Source organism: Curtobacterium subtropicum (genome assembly GCF_030362975.1).
In the GTDB taxonomy this organism is placed as follows: domain Bacteria; phylum Actinomycetota; class Actinomycetes; order Actinomycetales; family Microbacteriaceae; genus Curtobacterium; species Curtobacterium subtropicum.
On sequence record NZ_JAUCMM010000005.1, the window covers coordinates 144,524 to 163,964 of the forward strand.

A 19,441-nucleotide genomic window follows, 5' to 3' on the forward strand; every position below is an offset into this window, starting at 1 on the left:
GTGACCCGGTGAGCGGCGACGCGCTGCGCTGGACGACCGGAGCGGTGATCCTGCTCCTGGTGGCCGCGCTGTTCGTCGCCATGGCACGCACCTGGCGGACCCGGACCCGCGCGCAGACCGCGGCCGTGCCTCCCGTCCCGGTCCCGACCGGGCTTGGACCGGCGGCCGGGTCGTGGGACGGCTTCACCGTCGCGACGACCCGCGCCGACCAGCCGCTCGAGCGGATCACGGCGGGCGGACTCGGGTTCCGGGGCCGCGGCGGCGTGACCGTGCACGACACCGGGGTGGTCCTGCACCACGCCGGCGCCGAGGACCGCTGGATCGCCGCTGCCGACGTCCGCGGTGCGGACCGCGCCACCGCGGCCATCGACCGGGTGGTCGAACCCGGGGGACTGGTCCGTCTGCGATGGACGGCGACCGGCGCCGCAGCCGCGACGGACCTCGACACCTACTTCCGGTTCCCGGAGGGCGGCGCAGCAGCACTCGCCGCACTGCAGGGACTGACGACGACGCACGAACACCCGCACACCGCGGGCGAAGGGACGAACTGATGACACGCGAACGGGCCGTACTGGTCCTCGAGGACGGCACCCGCTACGACGGACGGGCCTACGGCGCCCGAGGCCGATCCCTGGGAGAGGTCGTCTTCGCCACCGGCATGACCGGCTACCAGGAGACGCTGACCGACCCGTCCTACGCCGGTCAGATCGTGGTGCAGACCGCGCCGCACATCGGCAACACCGGCGTCAACGACGAGGACCCCGAGTCCCGTCGCATCTGGGTCGCCGGCTACGTGGTCCGCGACCCCAGCCGCGTCGTGTCGAACCACCGCGCGAACGCGACCCTCGACGACCACCTGGTGCGCGACGGGATCGTCGGTATCTCCGGCATCGACACCCGTGCACTCACGCGCCGCATCCGCGACGCGGGCGCCATGAAGGGCGGCGTGTTCAGCGGAGCAGACGCCGAGCTGTCCGCCGACGAGCAGCTGCAGATCGTCCGTGACCAGGCCGGCATGGCCGGAGCGAGCTTCTCGTCGATCGTGTCGACCCCGGAGACCTACGTGGTCCCCGCGGTCGGCGAGCAGATCGGCCGGCTCGCCGTGCTCGACCTCGGCGTCAAGGCGTCGACCACCCGGTACCTCGCCGAGCGCGGGTTCGAGGTGCACGTCGTGCCGCAGGACATCACGGCCTCCGCGCTGCAGGAGCTCGACCCCGATGCGCTCTTCTACTCGAACGGCCCCGGTGACCCCGCCGCGAGCGACGCACAGGTCGAACTGCTGCAGGCGTCCCTGAAGACCGGCCGCCCGTTCTTCGGCATCTGCTTCGGCAACCAGCTCCTCGGCCGCGCGCTCGGCTTCGGCACGTACAAGCTGCCGTTCGGCCACCGCGGCATCAACCAGCCCGTGCTCGACACCGCCACCGGCAAGGTCGAGATCACGAGCCAGAACCACGGCTTCGCGGTCGACGCGCCCCTGGGCGAGGTCCTCGAGTCGCCCGCCGGGTTCGGCCGGGTCGAGGTCTCGCACTACTCCCTGAACGACCAGGTCGTCGAGGGCCTCCGCGCGCTCGACGTGCCCGCGTTCAGTGTGCAGTACCACCCCGAGGCGGCGGCCGGTCCGCACGACTCCATGTACCTGTTCGACCGGTTCGCGGACCTGGTCCGTGCGCGACGCGAGGGGAAGCCGCTCGACCCGGCGACCGCCACCGCCACGACCCCCGCAGCCGACCCGACGACCGACGCGGGCGCGTCGGCCGCGCAGAACGAAAGCAGCAACTGATGCCGAAGCGCGCAGACATCAACTCCGTCCTCGTCATCGGCTCCGGTCCGATCGTCATCGGTCAGGCCGCCGAGTTCGACTACTCCGGCACCCAGGCGTGCCGGGTCCTCCGCGCCGAGGGCGTCCGGGTCATCCTCGTCAACCCGAACCCGGCGACGATCATGACCGACCCCGACTTCGCGGACGCGACCTACATCGAGCCGATCACGAGCGCCTCCCTCGAGGAGATCATCAGGATCGAGCGTCCGGACGCCGTGCTCCCGACGCTCGGCGGCCAGACCGCGCTGAACGCCGCGATCAAGCTCGACTCCGAGGGCATCCTCGCGAAGTACGACGTCGAACTCATCGGCGCGAAGGTCGACGCCATCCAGCGCGGCGAGGACCGCCAGCTCTTCAAGGAGCTCGTCCTCGAGTCCGGCGCGGACGTGGCACGGAGCCACATCGCGCACACGCTCGAAGAGGCCAAGGCGTACGCGCAGGACCTCGGCTACCCGCTCGTCGTCCGGCCGTCCTTCACGATGGGCGGTCTCGGTTCCGGCTTCGCGTACAACGAGGAAGAACTCGTCCGCTTCGTGGGCGACGGCCTGCAGTCCAGCCCGACCACCGAGGTGCTCCTCGAGGAGTCGATCCTCGGCTGGAAGGAGTACGAGCTCGAGCTCATGCGGGACAACTTCGACAACACGGTCGTCATCTGCTCGATCGAGAACGTCGACCCGGTGGGCGTCCACACGGGTGACTCGATCACCGTCGCCCCCGCGCTGACGCTGACCGACCGCGAGTACCAGAACATGCGGAACATCGGCATCGACATCATCCGTCGCGTCGGTGTCGACACCGGTGGCTGCAACATCCAGTTCGCCGTCGACCCGTCGAACGGCCGACTGATCGTCATCGAGATGAACCCGCGCGTGTCGCGGTCGTCCGCGCTCGCGTCGAAGGCGACCGGCTTCCCGATCGCGAAGATCGCCGCGAAGCTCGCCATCGGCTACCGCCTCGACGAGATCGAGAACGACATCACCCGCGTGACCCCGGCGAGCTTCGAGCCGACGCTCGACTACGTCGTCGTGAAGACCCCGCGGTTCGCGTTCGAGAAGTTCCCGGCCGCCGACGCGACGCTCACCACGACCATGAAGAGCGTCGGCGAGGCGATGGCCATCGGCCGCAACTACGCCACCGCGCTGCAGAAGTCGCTCCGCTCCCTCGAGAAGCGCGGCTCGAGCTTCCACTGGGACACCCCGGCGGCCGAGCTCGACAAGGACGCCCTGCTCGAGGAGGCGCAGACCCCGACCGACGGCCGGATCGTCACGGTCCAGCAGGCCCTCGTCGCCGGTGCCACCGCGGACGAGGTGTTCGAGGCCACGAAGATCGACCCCTGGTTCATCGACCAGATCGTCCTCATCAACGAGGTCGCGGACGAGGTGCGGGCCGCCGAGACGCTCGACGCCGACACGCTGCGCTGGGCCAAGGAGCACGGGTTCAGCGACGCCCAGATCGCGTCGCTGCGGGGCATCTCCGAGCAGGAGGCCCGCGACGCACGGCACGCCGCAGGCATCCGCCCGGTCTTCAAGACCGTCGACACCTGCGCCGGCGAGTTCCCGGCCCTCACGCCGTACCACTACTCGTCGTACGACAACGAGACCGAGGTCGCCCCGAGCGACCGCAGGAAGGTCGTCATCCTCGGGTCCGGCCCGAACCGCATCGGTCAGGGTGTCGAGTTCGACTACTCGTGCGTGCACGCCTCGTTCGCACTGTCGGACGCCGGGTACGAGACGATCATGATCAACTGCAACCCGGAGACGGTCTCCACCGACTACGACACCTCGGACCGGCTGTACTTCGAGCCGCTCACCACCGAGGACGTCCTCGAGGTCATCGAGGCCGAGGCCGCGTCCGGCGAGCTCGTCGGCGTCGTCGTGCAGCTCGGCGGGCAGACCGCCCTCGGCCTGGCGAAGCCGCTCGAGGCCGCGGGCATCCCGATCCTCGGCACGACCCCGAGCGCGATCGACTCCGCCGAGGAGCGCGGCCAGTTCGCCGCGATCCTCGAGCAGGCCGGCCTGCTGGCACCGCGGAACGGCACCGCGCACGACCTCGCCAGCGCGACCGCGGTCGCCGAGGAGATCGGCTACCCGGTCCTCGTCCGCCCGTCCTTCGTGCTCGGCGGCCGTGGCATGGAGATCGTCTACGACCCGGCGGCCCTGGCGGACTACTTCGACCGCATGGCCGACCAGGCGATCATCGGCCCGGACCTGCCGCTGCTGGTCGACCGGTTCCTCGACGACGCGGTGGAGATCGACGTCGACGCGCTCTTCGACGGCGAGCGGCTGTACGTCGGCGGCATCATGGAGCACATCGAGGAGGCCGGGATCCACTCCGGTGACTCGGCCTGCACCCTGCCGCCGGTCGGCCTCGGCAAGGCGGAGATCCGCGGCGTGGTCGAGGCAACGGAGAAGATCGCCCGCGGCATCGGCGTGCAGGGGCTGCTCAACGTGCAGTTCGCGATCGGCGCGGGCGTGCTCTACGTCCTCGAGGCGAACCCGCGCGCCAGCCGCACGGTCCCGTTCGTGTCGAAGGCGCTCGGCATCCCGCTCGCCAAGGCGGCCAGCCGGGTGATGACCGGCACCACGATCGACGCGCTCGTCGCCGAGGGCCTGCTGCCGGAGCGCGACGGTTCCTCGGTCCCGCCGCAGGCTCCCGTCGCCGTGAAGGAGGCCGTGCTGCCCTTCCGTCGCTTCCGCACGCACGACGGCCAGGTCGTCGACTCGGTGCTCAGCCCCGAGATGCGTTCCACCGGCGAGGTCATGGGCATCGACCGCGACTTCCCGCGGGCGTTCCTCAAGTCGCAGGACGCCGCGTACGGCGGTCTGCCGACGAGCGGCACGGTCTTCGTGAGCGTCGCCGACACCGACAAGCGTCAGGTCGTCCTGCCCGTGCACCGCCTGCAGCAGCTCGGGTTCACGATCACCGCCACCGAGGGGACCGCCGAGGTCCTGCGTCGCAACGGCATCGAGGTCACCCTGGTCGGCAAGTACAGCGAGGGCGGCGAGAGCGTCGTCGACCTGCTCGCCCGCGACGCGGTGGACATCGTCATCAACACGCCGTCCGGTGCCGCCGGTCGTGCGGACGGCTACGAGATCCGCGCGGCGACCGTCGCCGCGGACAAGCCGCTCTTCACGACCATCGCGCAGCTCGGCGCGGCGGTCGCGGCGATCGAGACGATCGGCACGCCGCTCAGCGCCCGCAGCCTGCAGGACTACGCGCTCGAGCGCGCGACCTGGTGACGGCAGCCGACGTGACGATCGTGCAGCCGGGAGGCGCGGCCTCCTTCGGCGTCCGGCTCGCCGCCGCCGTGGGGGAGCGTTCTCCGCTGTGCGTCGGCATCGACCCCCACGCCGCCACCCTGGCGGCGTGGGGGCTCGGCCGCGACGAGCAGGGTCTGACCGCCTTCGGTGCGACCCTGGTCGACGCGGCCGCCGGCCGTGCGGCGATCGTGAAGCCGCAGATCGCCTTCTTCGAGGCGGCCGGGGTGCCCGGCTACCGCGCGCTCGACGCGACCCTGCGTCGGGCGCGTGATGCGGGCCTCCTGGTCGTCGCCGACGTGAAGCGGGGCGACATCGGTTCGACCGGTGACGACTACGCGCTCGCGTGGCTCGACCGGGACGGCCCGTTCCGGGCGGACGCGATGACCGTGTCGCCGTACCTCGGCTACGGCTCGCTCGCCGGTACCGTCGAGGTCGCCCGACGCAACCACGCCGGCGTCTTCGTGCTCGCCGCGACGAGCAACCCGGAGGCGCGCGTGCTGCAGACCGCGGTGCTCGCCGAGGGGCCGCGTGCCGGGCGGTCCGTCGCGGCCGGTATCGTCTTGCAGGTGGCAGACGACAACCGGACCGGCGGCGAGCAGCCGCTCGGGGACGTCGGGCTCGTGCTCGGCGCCACCCTCGACCTCGACGACTTCGGCATCGACGCGGAGAGCATCGGCAACGCGCCGGTGCTCGCTCCGGGCTTCGGCGCCCAGGGTGCGCGCATCGAGGACCTGCGCGCCCGGTACGGCGCGCGGGCCGAGCAGGTGCTGGTGAACGAGTCCCGCGGTCTGCTGACCGACGGCCCCGACGGCGTCGCGGCCCTGGTGCAGGACCGCGTCGACCGCATCCATGCCGCGCTCGGAGCCGCCGCGTGACGGACCAGACCCCCGCGACCCCGACCCCGGCAGCCGAGACCCCCGACCGCACCGAGCTGCCCGCGCACCGGAACCCGCCGGAGGTCGACCGTGTCGCCGCCGCCCGGGCCGCGGTGGCCGCACGTCGCGCCCGTGCGGCGGTGAAGGCGCAGGTCGCGTCGGGGGAACGGAGTGCCCTCGAGGTCGCCCGTGCAGCCTGGTCCGACGAGGACCTGCCCGCCGAGAAGTCCCTGCGCGTCCGGGACCTGCTCACGAGCATGTCCGGCATCGGTCCCGCGCGTGCCGAAGCCGTCATGGGTGAGCTGCGCATCGCGCCGTCGAAGCGCCTCGGTGGGCTCGGCACGCGCCAGCGCACCGCCCTGGCGGACTGGCTCGCCGCGCGCGGCCGGAAGCGCGGCGCGTCGAAGCTCGTCGTGCTCGCCGGACCCACCGCGGTCGGCAAGGGCACCGTGAGCGCGCACATCCGGGAGCACTTCCCGGACGTGAACCTCAGCGTCTCGGCGACGACCCGCAAGCCCCGCCCGGGCGAGGTCGACGGGGTGCACTACTACTTCGTCGACGACGCCGAGTTCGACCGGATGATCCGCGACCGCGAGCTGCTCGAGTGGGCGGTCGTGCACAACTCCTACCGGTACGGAACGCCGCGGCCGCCGATCGACCGCGCGCTCGACGCCGGCGACAAGGTGATGCTCGAGATCGACCTGCAGGGCGCGCGGCAGGTCCGCGACGCCATGCCCGAGGCCGTCCTCGTCTTCCTGCTGCCGCCGACGTGGGAGGAACTCGTGCGCCGGCTCATCGGCCGCGGCACCGAGTCCGCCGAGGAACAGGCCAGACGGCTCGAGACCGCGAAGGTCGAGCTGGCCGCGCAGGACGAGTTCGACGTGCGCATCGTGAACTCGGATGTCGGCACCGCGGCACGCGAGGTCGTAGACTTGTTCTCTGCGCCCTGACACGGCGCACGCGCGTGTGCCCCCGGGGCGCCGCGTCCGCGCAGCCCGACCCCGGTCGGGCGGTCCGATCCGGTCGGACCCGCGCCCCACGCATCCGCAGCCGACAGGAGACACCATGGCCAACCCCCAGGGCATCATCGACCCGCCCATCGACGACCTGCTCGCCAAGGTGGAGTCGAAGTACGCGCTCGTCATCTTCGCCTCGAAGCGCGCACGGCAGATCAACGACTACTACGCCGACCTGCACGAGGGCTCGCTCTTCGACAACGTCGGCCCGCTCGTCGACTCGACGATCGACGACAAGCCGCTGTCCGTTGCTCTGCACGAGATCAACGAGGACAAGCTGACCGTCACCAAGCAGCAGCAGCCCACCGACTGACCCCGGTGAGCGGCACGAACCTGCGCCTCTTCACGTCCGAGTCGGTGACGGAGGGGCACCCCGACAAGATCTGCGACCAGATCTCGGACACGATCCTCGACGCGCTGCTCGCGGTCGACCCGCACGCGCGCGTCGCGGTCGAGACGATGGTCACGACCGGGCTCGTCCACGTGGCGGGCGAGGTCACGACCTCGGGCTACGTCGAGATCCCGAAGCTGGTCCGCGACGTCATCACGGGGATCGGGTACGACTCGTCCGAGGTCTCCTTCGACGGCCGGACCTGCGGTGTCGAGGTGTCGATCGGCGCGCAGTCGCCGGACATCGCCCAGGGCGTCGACGAGTCGCTCGACAGCCGGTCCGGTGCCGGCGTCGACGAGCTCGACCGCCAGGGTGCGGGTGACCAGGGCATCATGTTCGGCTTCGCGACGAACGAGACCCCCGAGTACATGCCCGTCGCGATCTGGCTCGCGCACCGCCTGGCGGAGCGGCTGGCCGAGGTCCGCAAGACCGGTGTGCTCGACTTCCTCCGCCCGGACGGCAAGACCCAGGTCACGGTCGGCTACGACGGTGTCGTGCCGAAGACCGTCGAGACGGTCGTGCTCTCCACGCAGCACTCGCCCGCGGTCACGCTCGACGAGCTCACGGCGCTGATCACCGAGCACGTGATCCGCCCGGTGCTCGACCTGGTCGACCTGGACTCGTCGCACGTCGACGTCATCGTCAACCCGACCGGCCGGTTCGAGATCGGCGGGCCGCAGGGCGACGCCGGGCTCACCGGGCGCAAGGTGATCGTCGACACGTACGGCGGTGCCTCCCGGCACGGCGGTGGTGCGTTCAGCGGCAAGGACCCGTCCAAGGTCGACCGCTCGGCCGCGTACGCGCTGCGCTGGGTCGCGAAGAACGCCGTCGCGGCGGGGCTCGCGGACCGGCTCGAGGTCCAGGTGGCCTACGCCATCGGCCGCGCGAAGCCCGTCGGCCTGTACGTCGAGTCGTTCGGCACCGGGCACGTCGACGACGCCACGATCGAGGCGGCGATCACCGAGGTGTTCGACCTGCGTCCGGCCGCGATCATCCGCGACCTCGACCTGCTCAAGCCCCGGTACGCCCAGACCGCGGCGTACGGCCACTTCGGCCGCGAGCTGCCCGGCTTCACCTGGGAGCAGCTCGACCGCGTCGAGGAGCTCCGCGCCGCAGCAGGACTCGTCACCGCCGCCGTCTAGGCACCGTGTGACCACCGTCGCGCGCGTCGTCCTCGACTCGCCGCTCCCGCAGTTGGACCGTCTGTTCGACTACCGGGTGCCGGCCGAGCTCGAGGACGACTGCGTGCCGGGGGTCCGCGTGAAGGTGCCGCTGCGCACCGGTGCCCGCATGTCCGACGCGTACGTCGTCGAGGTGGTGTCCGAAGGGGACTGGCCGGGGGAGCTCAGCCCCGTCGAGCAGGTCGTGTCACCGGTGCCCGTGCTGGCCCCGGAGATCTGGACGCTCGCGCGCGCCGTCGCCGACCGCGCCGCCGGCGTCGCCTCCGACGTGCTGCGGCTCGCCGTGCCGACGCGCCAGGTCCGCGCCGAGAAGGCATGGCTGGCCCGAGACACCACGTGGTCGCCCCCGGCGGTCGACCCGACGCCCGTCACCGGCTACGCGGACGGCGTCCTGGAGGCACTGCTCGCCGACCATGGGCGCGCTGCGGTCGACGCCGTCCCACACCCGGTCGACGTCGGGACCGCCGACGAACCCGTCTGGGTCCCCGGATGGGCCGCCACGCTCGCGCAGGCCGCGTCGCAGGTGGTCGCCCGGGAGCAGTCCGCCGTGCTCGCCGTGCCGGACTTCCGCGACGTCACCGACCTGGAGCGCGCGCTCCTCGCGGTGCTCCCGCCCGAGCGCGTCGTCCGGTTCGACGCGAAGCAGACGAACGGTCAGCGGGCGAAGGCGCTGCTGCAGGCGCGGACACACGCCGTCGTCGCGATCGGCAACCGGACGGCGGCGTTCGCACCCGCGACGGAGCTCGGGCTCGTGGCGATGTGGGACGACGGCGACGCGTCCTTCGTCGAGCCCCGCGCGCCGTACGTGCACACGCGTGACGTCGCCCTCGTCCGGACCGCCCAGTCCGGCGCCGCGCTCCTCTTCCTCGCACACGCCCGGTCGACCGACGTCCAGCGGCTCGTCGAGCTGCACTGGTTGCACGAGCTCGCGCCCCATCGGATGCCGACGCCGAAGGTGATCCCGACCGCGCAGCAGGCGAGCGCCGAGGGCTTCGCCGCACAGGCCCGCATCCCGAGCACCGCCTGGCGCGCGGCACGTGAGGCCAGTCAGCACGGCCCGGTCCTGGTGCAGGTCGCGAACCCGGGCTTCGGCACCGGGCTCGTCTGCGCCGACTGCGGGGAGCGCGCGCACTGCCGGGTCTGCGGAGGGCCCCTCGGCAGCCCGCACCGGAACGCGACCCCGCAGTGCCGGTTCTGCGGCGCCCTCGCGGTGGGTTTCCGGTGCCCGACGTGCGGTGGGGGGAAGCTGAAGCCCGTCGGGCAGGGGGCGCAGCGCACCGCCGACGAGCTCGGCCGGGCGTTCCCCGGTACCCGGATCGTGGTCGCGGACGGTTCTCGCCCGCTCGACGAGGTCCCGGCCCGTCCTGCGGTCGTCGTCGCCACCCGCGGCGCGGAGCCGAGCGTGCCGGGCGGCTACGCGTGCGTGCTGCTGCTCGACGGCGAACGGCTCCTGGCACGCGAGGGGCTCCGGGTGCAGGAGGACGTGCTCCGGTTCTGGACGAACGCCGCGGCGAAGGGCGCGCCCGGAGCCGAGGTGTACCTCGTCGGCATCGGCGGGAAGCTCGCCACCGCGATGGCGCTCTGGCGGCTCGACGGGCCGGCGCACGACGAGCTCGTCGACCGACGGGCCCTGCACTTCCCGCCGGCGGTGCGGGTGGCGACCCTCACCGGGACCGACGAGGCGGTGACCGCGGCGGTCGAGGCCCTCCGCGACGCGGTCGTCGGAGCGGTCCTCGGACCGGTGCCGGTGCCGGAGGACCCGGCGCCGGGGACGGTCCGTGCGATCGTGCGGTTCCCGTACGCGCACGGGGCGGAGGTCGCGGCGACGCTCAAGGCCGAGGTCATCCGCCGCTCGTCGACCCGGCGGGTGCTGCCGGGCGGGAACCGCCGTCGGGCGGCGCCGACCCTGCGCGTCCGGCTCGACGACGCCGAGCCGTTCACCGAGGTCTGACCCGACCCGGCCCCCGGAACGGAACGTCGGCGGCTCCTCGCAGGGGTGTACCGCTGCGAGGAACCGCCGACGTTGCGTGGTGCGGAGGGATCAGGCGCCGACGGGGCGACGACGCTCCCGCGGGAAGACGACGCCGAGCGCGACCATCCCGATCGCGAGCACGAGGTGCAGCCAGTTGTCCGCCCAGTTCAGCGGGACGAAGTTCGCGCCGGACATCGTGCCCGCCGTGAACAGGCCGTAGACCCAGAGCACGAAGTAGACGACGCCGCCGATCACGAGGTACATCCGCGAGCCCGTCGCACGGTTCGCCGCGAGCAGCCCCACGACGCCGAAGAGCAGGTGCACGATGTTGTGCAGGACCGACACCTGGAAGATCCCGAGCAGCATCGCCATCGAGTGGTGTCCGGCACCGCCCAGGTCGCCGGAGGTCAGCCCCGGCACGAACCCGGCGATCCCGACGAGCAGGAACACGATGCCGACGACGAGCGCGACCTTCTGGATCGACGAGCCGGCGTAGCGGTTGGTGGAGGTGGTGACGTCACTCATGGTCCGGACGATACCCAGCCGACTCGCAGTCCGTTCTCGGTCGACGGCGTCCCGCGCGCGTCGGACCCCGTCCGCCGTGGGACGATGGACCCCATGCGTCTCGTCGTCGCCGGCAGCCCTGCTGCGGCCGTCCCCACCCTCCGACGTCTCGCCGCCTCCGACCACGAGATCGCGGCCGTCCTCACCCGACCCCCGACGCCGCAGGGCCGGAAGCGCGTCCTCACGCCGACGCCGGTCGCGCAGGTCGCGGCGGAACTCGGGCTGCCCGTCATCGAGGCGACCCGTGTGGACGACACCGTGACCGCGCAGCTCGTCGAGCTGCAGGCCGACCTCGGCGTCATCGTCGCGTACGGTGCGCTCCTCCGCCGTCCCGCCCTGGACGCTCTGCGTCTCGGCTGGGTCAACCTGCACTTCTCCGACCTGCCGGCGTACCGCGGAGCTGCGCCCGTGCAGCGTGCCGTGATGGCCGGCGACACCAGCACCGCCGCGACCGTCTTCCAGCTCGTCGAGGCGCTCGACGCCGGCCCCGTGTACGCGTCCGACCCGTTCGCGATCGACCCGGACGCCACGAGCGGGGACGTCCTCGCCGCGATGGCCGAGACCGGAGCCGACACCGTCCTCCGGGTCGTCGACGCCCTGGCCGACGGCACCGCGGTCGCGACCGAGCAGTCCGGGACGGTGTCGCTCGCCCCGAAGCCCACCGTCGACGACGCACACGTCCGGTTCGACGAGCCGGCTGTCGCCGTCCACGCCCGGATCCGCGGTGTGACCCCGGAGCCCGGCGCGTTCGCCCACCTCGGCGAGACCCGCGTGAAGCTGCTCCGCAGCGCGCTCCTGCCGGGAGGCACGGCCTCCTCCGCCCCGCACCTCGCGCCGGGCGCGCTCGCGCTGGTCGACGGTCGACTGCTGGTCGGGACGGCCGACGTCCCGCTCGTGCTCGCGGAGGTCCAACCCGCCGGCAAGAAGGCGATGGACGGCGCGGCCTGGGCGCGCGGTCTCGGCTCGCTCGAGGGCGTGGTGCTCTCGTGAGCCCCGCACAGCAGAGGCCCCGGCGGGCACCGGGCGACCGTCGACCCCGTCCGACCAGTGCTCGGCGGGTCGCGTTCGACGTCCTGCGTGCGGTGCAGGTCGACGACGCCTACGCGAACCTGCTCCTGCCGACCCGGATCCGTCGGGCCGGGCTCTCCGCCCGCGACGCCGCCTTCGCCACCGAGCTCACCTACGGGTCGATCCGGATGCTCGGCCGCTACGACGCGATCGTCGGCGTCGCGTCCGGCCGTCGCGTCGACAACATCGAGTCCGACGTGCTCGACGTGATGCGGCTCGGGGTGCACCAGCTGCTCGGCATGCGCACGCCGACGCACGCAGCGGTCTCGGCGACCGTCGAACTCGCGCGCGAGGTCGGTGCCCGCCGCGCCACCGGCTTCGTGAACGCCGTGCTGCGCAAGGTCGCCGCGAAGACCGACGACGAGTGGGACGCGCTCATCACCGAGGGACGGAGCGGCGACGCGCTGCTCGCCACTCGGTGGTCGCACCCGTCGTGGGTCGTCGCCGCGCTCCGTGACGCGCTGGCCGCCGAGCGGTCGCGTGACGAACTCGCCGCGCTGCTCGCCGCCGACAACGTGGCCCCGCGCGTCCAGCTCGTGGCGCTCCCGGGCCTCGCCACCGACGAGGACGTCCGCACCGCGACTGTCGGCCCCGCCGCGACCGACGACCTGACCGGCCCCGACGACGCGACCGGCACCGACGACCCGACCGGCACCGACGACGCGACCGGCACCGACGACCGTGCCGGGGTCGCCGACGCGACCGGCGCCGCGCCTCCCGTCCGCATCCCCGGCGCCGACGCCGGTCCGGTCTCACCGGTCGGCATCCGCGGGACCGCCGGCGACCCCGCGCGGGTCCCCGGTGTCGCCGCCGGTCGTCTCCGGGTGCAGGACGAGGGGTCGCAGCTCGCGGCCCTCGCCCTCACGCGGTCCTCCGCCGTCCGCCCGGGGGAGCGGTGGCTCGACATGTGCGCTGGACCCGGCGGCAAGGCCGCGCTCCTCGCCGCCGAGGCCGCACAGGGCGGCGCGACCCTCGTGGCGAACGAGCTCGTGCCCGCCCGCGTCGGTCTCGTGCGGAAGGCGCTGGCCACGGTCGCGGGCGACGACACGGTCACCGTCGTCGAGGGCGACGGACGGCGGTTCGGCAAGCCCGGCGACGAGCCGTTCGACCGGATCCTGCTCGACGCCCCCTGCACCGGTCTCGGCGCCCTCCGCCGTCGTCCGGAGGCACGGTGGCGCAAGCAGCCCGAGGACGTCCCCGAGCTCGCCGCGCTCCAGGCCGAGCTGCTCGACGCGGCCGTGCGCGCGCTCGCGCCCGGCGGGACCCTGGCGTACGTGACGTGTTCGCCGCACCTCGCCGAGACGCGCGGGCAGGTCGACGCGCTGCTCGAGCGGCACGGAGACGTGCTCGAGCAGCTCGACACCGCCGGCATCGTCCGCTCGGTGGCGGCCCGGGACCCGCAGGTCGCCGACGGCCCGACGGTGCAGCTCTGGCCGCACCGCATCGGTACCGACGCCATGTTCGTCGCGCTGTTCCGCCGCCGCCCCTGACCGGCCGTCCTCGATGGCGGTGCTCGGTAGGGTTGCACGGTGACGATCCGCATCTCGCCGAGCATCCTGTCCGCCGACTTCGCCAACCTCGAGCGGGAGCTGCACCGCATCGAGAGCGCCGACATGGTGCACGTCGACGTGATGGACAACCACTTCGTGCCGAACCTCACGCTGGGCCTGCCGATCGTGCATCGCCTGCAGGAGGTCTCCCCGGTACCGCTCGACGTCCACCTGATGATCACCGACGCCGACACGCAGGCGCCGAAGTACGCCGAGACGGGCGCGTCGAGCGTGACGTTCCACCTCGAGGCCGCAGCCGACCCGGTGGCGACCGCCGCGGCGATCCGGTCGAACGGGGCCCGCGCGGCCGTCGCCGTGAAGCCCGGCACGCCGATCACGCAGGTGCTCCACCACCTCGACGCCTACGACATGATCCTGCTCATGACGGTCGAGCCCGGGTTCGGCGGCCAGTCCTTCATGCCGTCCGTGATGCCGAAGCTGGCCGACGCCCGCGCCGCCGTCGACGCCTCCGGGCTCGACGTGTGGCTCGAGGTCGACGGCGGCATCGCGGTGGACACGGTCCCGGAGGCCGTCCGCAGCGGCGCCGACACGCTCGTGGCCGGGTCCGCCGTGTACGGCGGCGAGCCGGCGCAGCGCATCGCCGACCTGCGCGAGGCGGCCGCGGCGGCGCGCGCGTGACCGGCGTCGCAGGCCGCGGGACGACCGACGCCGCCGACGAGGCGGACGCGACCGGTGCCTCCCGTCCGGACGGTGCGTCGGCCGTGTCCGCGCAGGACGGTAGCCTGGACCCCGTGAAGACGTTCGACGACCTGTTCGCGGAGCTGACCGAGAAGGCGCGCACGCGCCCCGAGGGCTCCGGCACCGTCGCCGAACTGGACGCCGGCGTGCACCAGATCGGCAAGAAGATCGTGGAAGAGGCCGCCGAGGTCTGGATGGCGGCCGAGTACGAGGGCGACGAGCGCACCTCGGAGGAGATCTCGCAGCTGATCTACCACCTCCAGGTGCTCATGGTCGCGAAGGGGCTCACCCCGGCGGACGTCTGGCGACATCTGTAGGCACCCGCGACGCGCCGACGAGCGCAGCCGCGACCCGCAGTCGTCCCGACCTCCAGCAGAAAGCAGACCCCCTGATGCTCCGCATCGCCGTGCCCAACAAGGGCTCGCTGTCCGAGACCGCCTCCGAGATGCTCAAGGAGGCCGGGTACGCCGGTCGCCGCGACCCGAAGGCGCTCCACCTGCTCGACGAGCGCAACGGCGTCGAGTTCTTCTTCCTCCGTCCGCGCGACATCGCGACCTACGTCGGCTCCGGCGCGCTCGACGTCGGCATCACCGGTCGCGACCTCCTGCTCGACTCCGGGTCCGCGGCGCACGAGGTCGACGCGCTCGGGTTCGCCGACTCGACGTTCCGGTTCGCCGGGACCCCCGGTCGGTTCAGCGACCTGCAGGACCTCGACGGCGTCCGGGTGGCGACGAGCTACCCGGGTCTGGTGGGGGAGTTCCTCGCCCAGCACGGGGTTACCGCGACGCTCGTGAAGCTCGACGGTGCCGTCGAGAGCGCGGTGCGCCTGGGCGTCGCCGACGCCGTGGCCGACGTCGTCTCCACCGGCAGCACGCTCCGGGCGGCCGGGCTCGAGATCTTCGGCCCGGTCATCCTCGAGTCGACCGCGCTGCTCATCTCGACCGACGAGTCCATCCCGGGCATCGACGTCCTGCGCCGCCGCCTGCAGGGTGTGCTCGTCGCCCGCGGCTACGTGATGCTCGACTACGACATCCCCACGGACCTGCTCGAGCAGGCGACGGCGGTGGCCTCGGGCATCGAGTCGCCCACGGTCTCCCCGCTGCACGGTCGCGACTGGTCCGCGGTCCGGGTGATGATCCCGCGCGAGGACGCGAACCTCATCATGGATGCGCTCTACGACCTCGGCGCGCGTGCCATCCTCGTCAGCCCGATCCACGCCGCACGCCTGTGAACGCGGCAGCGCAGCCGGACGGAACGGCGCCGGACAGCGGCGCCGCCGGTGTCGCCGGTGGGGTGTCGGTCCGGGTCGTCCCGTGCCTCGACGTGCAGGGCGGTCGCGTCGTCAAGGGCGTGAACTTCCTCGACCTGCAGGACGCCGGCGACCCGGTCGAACTCGCCGCCCGCTACTACGAGCAGGGCGCGGACGAGCTCACCTTCCTGGACGTCGGGGCGACGGTCGAGAACCGCGCGACGATGTACGACACCGTGACCCGGACAGCCGAACAGGTCTTCATCCCGCTCACCGTCGGCGGCGGCGTCCGGAGCGTCGACGACGTCTCCCGCCTGCAGCAGTGCGGTGCGGACAAGATCGGTGTGAACAGCGCGGCGATCGCCCGGCCGGCGCTGGTCGGCGAGATCGCGGACCGGTTCGGCGCGCAGGCGGTCGTGCTGTCGCTCGACGTGAAGCGTTCGGACCGGATGCCGTCCGGCTTCGTCGTCACGACACACGGGGGGCGCACGGAGTCCGACCTCGACGCGATCGCCTGGGCCCGCGAGGGCGTCGAGCGGGGCGCGGGCGAACTGCTCGTGAACTCGATCGACGCGGACGGCACGAAGAACGGCTTCGACCTCGAGCTCATCGCCGCGGTGCGCGCGGTGTCGCCGGTCCCGGTCATCGGTTCGGGAGGCGCTGGTCGCGTCGAGCACTTCGCCCCGGCCGTCGACGCGGGAGCGGACGCCGTCCTCGCCGCCAGCGTCTTCCACCGCGGCGAGATGACCATCGGGGACGTCAAGGCAGCGCTGCGCGCCGCCGGCCACCCCGTCCGCTGACACCCGTCCGCCGACACCCCGCCGTAGGCTAGGAGTCCCATGACCGACAGCACCAGCACCAGCACGGAGGCGGTCCTCGACCGCGCACGGTTCGGGCACGACGGGCTGCTCCCCGCAGTCGTGCAGGAGGAGTCCTCGAAGGACGTCCTCATGCTCGGCTGGATGGACCGCGAAGCCCTCCGCCGTACCCTCACCGAGGGCCGCGTGACCTTCTGGTCGCGCTCGCGCCAGGAGTACTGGCGCAAGGGCGACACGTCCGGGCACGCACAGTACGTCCGTGCCGCGGCGCTCGACTGCGACGACGACACCCTGCTCGTCACCGTGCAGCAGGTCGGCGCGGCGTGCCACACCGGTGCCCACAGCTGCTTCGAGGTCGACCCGCTCGACCCCGTGACGGCGTCCGCGCCGGCCGGGGCCGTGACCGACGCGCACGGAGTGAGCACGGCCGTGGAGGAGACCCGATGAGCACCGCCACCGGCGCGGAGGAACCGCGCACGACCTCCCGGCAGGCCTTCGACGAGCTGCTCGACGGCCACCGCGTCGTCCCCGTCGTCCGCGCCCTGTACGCCGACAGCGAGACGCCCGTCGGCGTCTACCGCAAGCTCGCGGACGGCCGTCCCGGGTCGTTCCTGCTCGAGTCCGCCGGCCAGGGCGGGCTCTGGTCCCGGTGGTCGTTCGTCGGGGTCCGGAGCTTCGGCGTCCTGACCCAGGACGGCGACCGGGCCGCATGGATCGACACGGGCATCCCGGCGTCCCGCGCCGTGGACTCGCTCGACGGCGCGCCCCTCGACGTCCTGGCGCGCCTGCACGACCGGTGGGCGACCCCGCGCGTGCCGGGCACCCCGCCGCTCGTCGGTGGCACCGTCGGGTTCATCGGGTGGGAGGCCGTCCGGCAGCTCGAGCACCTGCCGGACGTCCCCCCGGCCGACTTCGAGGTCCCCGGCCAGGCGCTGGCCTTCGTGTCGGAACTCGCGGCGCTCGACCACCGCACGGGCCTGGTGCTCCTGGTCGCGAGCGTCCTCAACGACGGGACCGACGACGCCGACACGATGTGGTCGGACGCCCAGGTGCGGCTCGACCGGATGCAGGCGGACCTGGTGCAGCCGAGCCCGGCGACCGTGGCCGAGGCGTTCGAGATCGCCGAGCCGACCCCGCGCCACCGGACGACACCCGAGGACTACATGGCCGCGGTCGAGCGGTCGAAGGACTTCATCCGCGACGGCGACGTGTTCCAGGTCGTCATCTCGCAGCGCTTCGACCACGACGTCACGGCCGACCCGCTCGACGTCTACCGCGTGCTGCGGACCCTGAACCCCAGTCCGTACATGTACTTCCTCGCGCTGGCGGACACCGACGACGAGCGCTTCTGGATCGTCGGGGCCTCGCCGGAGGCCCTCGTGAAGGTGCAGGACGGTCGGGCCATCACCCACCCGATCGCCGGCTCCCGGCCGCGGGGCGCGAGCCCGGTCGAGGACGTCCGCCTCGGCGACGAGTTGCTCGCGGACCCGAAGGAGCGCGCGGAGCACCTGATGCTCGTCGACCTCGCCCGCAACGACCTGCAGAAGGTCTGTGAGCCGGGGACCGTCGCGGTGACCGAGTTCATGACGGTCGAGCGCTTCAGCCACATCATGCACCTGGTGTCGAGCGTCGAGGGGTCGGTGCGACCGGGAGCCTCGGCGATCGACGTCTTCCGGGCGACCTTCCCGGCCGGCACGCTGTCGGGCGCGCCGAAGCCGCGAGCGCTCGAGATCATCGACGAGCTCGAGCCGGCGAAGCGCGGCGCGTACGCGGGGGTCGTGGGCTACTTCGACTTCGCCGGCGACGCCGACCTGGCGATCGCGATCCGCACCGCCCTCATCAAGGACGGCGTCGCGCGGGTCCAGGCCGGCGCCGGACTCGTCGCCGACTCCGACCCGCACACCGAGCACGTCGAGGCGGTCAACAAGGCCGCCGCCCCCCTGCGTGCCGTCGCGACCGCGAACCGCATGCGCGAGGTCCGGTCGTGAAGCGTTCCCGCCCGCTCGTCGTCGTCGCCGGCCTCGCGGTCGCGGGGATCGTGATGCTCTCGTGGACCCAGACGTGGTTCACGCTGCACCTGCACGCCGGCACCGCCGTCGTACCTCGGGTCGTCGCCGACGGTGCCGCCGTCGTTCCGCAGTACACGGCACTGGCGATCGCCAGTCTGGCGCTGTTCCTCGCGTTGACGATCGCCGGCCGGGTGCTCCGTGTCGTGCTCGCGGCGGTCGAGGTGCTGCTCGGCCTCGCGGTCGTCGCGACCGGCATCGGTGCGTTGGCCGACCCGGTCGCCGCGTCGAAGGGCGCGGTCGGCGAGGTCGCCGGCGTCAGCGACACCGCGGCCGTCCGCCAGGTCGTCGACCGGGTCGACGTCACCGCGTGGCCCGCCGTGGGCATCGCCGGCGGTGTGCTCGCCGTCGTCCTCGGCATCGTCGTGTTCGTCGTGCAGCGGAACTGGCCGGGTCCGACGCGGAAGTACGCGGCCGCGACCGCGGGCGCCGCGGCGGACGCCCGTGCCGCCGCCCCGACCCAGCGCGACGCGATCACGGACTGGGACGACCTGAGCGCCGGGGACGACCCGACTGCTGGTCCTGTCGCCGGACCTGCTGCCGGGCACGGTGGCGACACCGCCGCGGTGACGCCCGGGGTCGGCGCGGTGGGGGAGTCGCCCACGACCGACACGGTAGGATCGGATCGGCGCCGATCGGACGACGGCGCCGGAGCAGAACGAGGAGCACCGTGAGCAACACTGAGCCCGCAGAACTCGGCGAAGGCCACTCGCCCGCCGCCTGGACCGCCGTCGTGATCATGCTGATCGGCTTCGCGGCAGGCACGCTGTTCTTCTGGTTCGACCTGGCCTGGGGCGTCTGGGCCTCCGCTGCCGTCGTGGTGATCGGTCTCGTCGTCGGCGCCGTGATGGCGAAGGCGGGCTACGGCGTCAACGGTCCGAAGTTCGTCCCCAAGCACCACTCGGAGTAGTCA

Annotated in this window: 19 protein-coding genes; 18 read left to right on the forward strand and 1 reads right to left on the reverse strand. The window is 72.9% G+C overall.

Features of this window, described 5'->3' with window-relative positions; all coding sequences use genetic code 11:
* Positions 1-8: 8 nt before the first annotated feature.
* The 8 genes from QUG98_RS09435 to QUG98_RS09470 all read left to right on the forward strand — a co-directional run bounded on the left by QUG98_RS09435 (position 9) and on the right by QUG98_RS09470 (position 10,493).
* Entirely contained in the window at positions 9-551 is a 543-nt protein-coding gene (locus tag QUG98_RS09435; protein WP_289470289.1) for a PH-like domain-containing protein, read from the forward strand.
* Complete coding sequence (gene carA, locus QUG98_RS09440; RefSeq protein ID WP_289470290.1) at positions 551-1,780, forward strand: glutamine-hydrolyzing carbamoyl-phosphate synthase small subunit; 1,230 nt, start codon at positions 551-553, stop codon at positions 1,778-1,780. Before QUG98_RS09435 ends, carA begins: the two co-directional genes overlap by 1 nt.
* A complete protein-coding gene (carB, locus tag QUG98_RS09445; protein ID WP_289470291.1) occupies positions 1,780-5,058 on the forward strand; it encodes a carbamoyl-phosphate synthase large subunit in 3,279 nt (1,092 codons plus the stop codon). The genes carA and carB overlap by 1 nt, the downstream gene beginning before the upstream one ends.
* Entirely contained in the window at positions 5,055-5,954 is a 900-nt protein-coding gene (gene pyrF / locus QUG98_RS09450) for an orotidine-5'-phosphate decarboxylase (protein ID WP_289470292.1), read from the forward strand. Before carB ends, pyrF begins: the two co-directional genes overlap by 4 nt.
* A 56-nt stretch (positions 5,955-6,010) precedes the next feature.
* On the forward strand, positions 6,011-6,904 hold the full coding sequence (gene gmk / locus QUG98_RS09455) for a guanylate kinase (protein WP_209823705.1): 894 nt from the start codon (positions 6,011-6,013) through the stop codon (positions 6,902-6,904).
* A gap of 115 nt (positions 6,905-7,019) precedes the next feature.
* Positions 7,020-7,283 (forward strand): DNA-directed RNA polymerase subunit omega, encoded by a 264-nt coding sequence (gene rpoZ / locus QUG98_RS09460; RefSeq protein WP_022906709.1) that lies wholly within the window; start codon positions 7,020-7,022, stop codon positions 7,281-7,283.
* A gap of 5 nt (positions 7,284-7,288) precedes the next feature.
* The gene (gene metK / locus QUG98_RS09465; RefSeq protein WP_058729111.1) at positions 7,289-8,503 is read left to right on the forward strand and encodes a methionine adenosyltransferase; all 1,215 of its coding nucleotides are present in this window, start codon (positions 7,289-7,291) and stop codon (positions 8,501-8,503) included.
* 7 nt (positions 8,504-8,510) lie between these two features.
* A complete protein-coding gene (locus tag QUG98_RS09470; protein WP_289470293.1) occupies positions 8,511-10,493 on the forward strand; it encodes a primosomal protein N' family DNA-binding protein in 1,983 nt (660 codons plus the stop codon).
* A gap of 90 nt (positions 10,494-10,583) precedes the next feature.
* On the opposite strand, the gene QUG98_RS09475 is transcribed toward QUG98_RS09470, so the two are convergent.
* Positions 10,584-11,039: a DUF4383 domain-containing protein gene (locus QUG98_RS09475; RefSeq protein ID WP_174234689.1), complete on the reverse strand. Its 456-nt coding sequence runs from the start codon at positions 11,037-11,039 to the stop codon at positions 10,584-10,586.
* Positions 11,040-11,132: 93 nt separating this feature from the next.
* Between QUG98_RS09475 and QUG98_RS09480 the strand changes: the two genes are divergently transcribed.
* From QUG98_RS09480 to QUG98_RS09525, 10 genes are all read left to right on the forward strand, one after another.
* Positions 11,133-12,068, forward strand: coding sequence for a methionyl-tRNA formyltransferase (locus QUG98_RS09480; protein WP_289470295.1), 936 nt, complete (start codon positions 11,133-11,135; stop codon positions 12,066-12,068).
* Complete coding sequence (locus QUG98_RS09485) at positions 12,065-13,636, forward strand: RsmB/NOP family class I SAM-dependent RNA methyltransferase (RefSeq protein ID WP_289470296.1); 1,572 nt, start codon at positions 12,065-12,067, stop codon at positions 13,634-13,636. The genes QUG98_RS09480 and QUG98_RS09485 overlap by 4 nt, the downstream gene beginning before the upstream one ends.
* A gap of 39 nt (positions 13,637-13,675) precedes the next feature.
* On the forward strand, positions 13,676-14,335 hold the full coding sequence (gene rpe, locus QUG98_RS09490) for a ribulose-phosphate 3-epimerase (RefSeq protein WP_289470297.1): 660 nt from the start codon (positions 13,676-13,678) through the stop codon (positions 14,333-14,335).
* A 113-nt stretch (positions 14,336-14,448) separates the two neighbouring features.
* Complete coding sequence (locus tag QUG98_RS09495) at positions 14,449-14,712, forward strand: phosphoribosyl-ATP diphosphatase (protein ID WP_058726551.1); 264 nt, start codon at positions 14,449-14,451, stop codon at positions 14,710-14,712.
* Between the two features lie 74 nt (positions 14,713-14,786).
* Positions 14,787-15,626 carry an ATP phosphoribosyltransferase gene (hisG, locus tag QUG98_RS09500; RefSeq protein WP_289470298.1) on the forward strand — a complete coding sequence of 280 codons (840 nt, stop codon included), beginning with the start codon at positions 14,787-14,789 and terminating at the stop codon, positions 15,624-15,626.
* Between the two features lie 62 nt (positions 15,627-15,688).
* Positions 15,689-16,444, forward strand: coding sequence for an imidazole glycerol phosphate synthase subunit HisF (hisF, locus tag QUG98_RS09505; RefSeq protein WP_289470331.1), 756 nt, complete (start codon positions 15,689-15,691; stop codon positions 16,442-16,444).
* Positions 16,445-16,483: 39 nt separating this feature from the next.
* The gene (hisI, locus tag QUG98_RS09510; protein ID WP_137767421.1) at positions 16,484-16,909 is read left to right on the forward strand and encodes a phosphoribosyl-AMP cyclohydrolase; all 426 of its coding nucleotides are present in this window, start codon (positions 16,484-16,486) and stop codon (positions 16,907-16,909) included.
* Positions 16,906-18,450, forward strand: coding sequence for an anthranilate synthase component I (locus tag QUG98_RS09515; protein WP_289470300.1), 1,545 nt, complete (start codon positions 16,906-16,908; stop codon positions 18,448-18,450). Before hisI ends, QUG98_RS09515 begins: the two co-directional genes overlap by 4 nt.
* Entirely contained in the window at positions 18,447-19,202 is a 756-nt protein-coding gene (locus QUG98_RS09520) for a Trp biosynthesis-associated membrane protein (RefSeq protein ID WP_289470301.1), read from the forward strand. Before QUG98_RS09515 ends, QUG98_RS09520 begins: the two co-directional genes overlap by 4 nt.
* On the forward strand, positions 19,199-19,438 hold the full coding sequence (locus QUG98_RS09525; protein ID WP_058729692.1) for a DUF6704 family protein: 240 nt from the start codon (positions 19,199-19,201) through the stop codon (positions 19,436-19,438). Before QUG98_RS09520 ends, QUG98_RS09525 begins: the two co-directional genes overlap by 4 nt.
* The last annotated feature ends 3 nt before the right edge of the window (positions 19,439-19,441 follow it).

Excerpts from the sequence above, each read along its gene's own strand:
- rpoZ (WP_022906709.1), top strand. The coding sequence starts at position 7,020 with ATGGCCAACCCCCAGGGCATCATCGACCCGCCCATCGACGACCTGCTC.
- carB (WP_289470291.1), top strand. The coding sequence starts at position 1,780 with ATGCCGAAGCGCGCAGACATCAACTCCGTCCTCGTCATCGGCTCCGGT.
- QUG98_RS09480 (WP_289470295.1), top strand. The coding sequence starts at position 11,133 with ATGCGTCTCGTCGTCGCCGGCAGCCCTGCTGCGGCCGTCCCCACCCTC.
- carA (WP_289470290.1), top strand. The coding sequence starts at position 551 with ATGACACGCGAACGGGCCGTACTGGTCCTCGAGGACGGCACCCGCTAC.
- QUG98_RS09475 (WP_174234689.1), bottom strand. The coding sequence starts at position 11,039 with ATGAGTGACGTCACCACCTCCACCAACCGCTACGCCGGCTCGTCGATC.
- hisG (WP_289470298.1), top strand. The coding sequence starts at position 14,787 with ATGCTCCGCATCGCCGTGCCCAACAAGGGCTCGCTGTCCGAGACCGCC.
- hisI (WP_137767421.1), top strand. The coding sequence starts at position 16,484 with ATGACCGACAGCACCAGCACCAGCACGGAGGCGGTCCTCGACCGCGCA.
- QUG98_RS09515 (WP_289470300.1), top strand. The coding sequence starts at position 16,906 with ATGAGCACCGCCACCGGCGCGGAGGAACCGCGCACGACCTCCCGGCAG.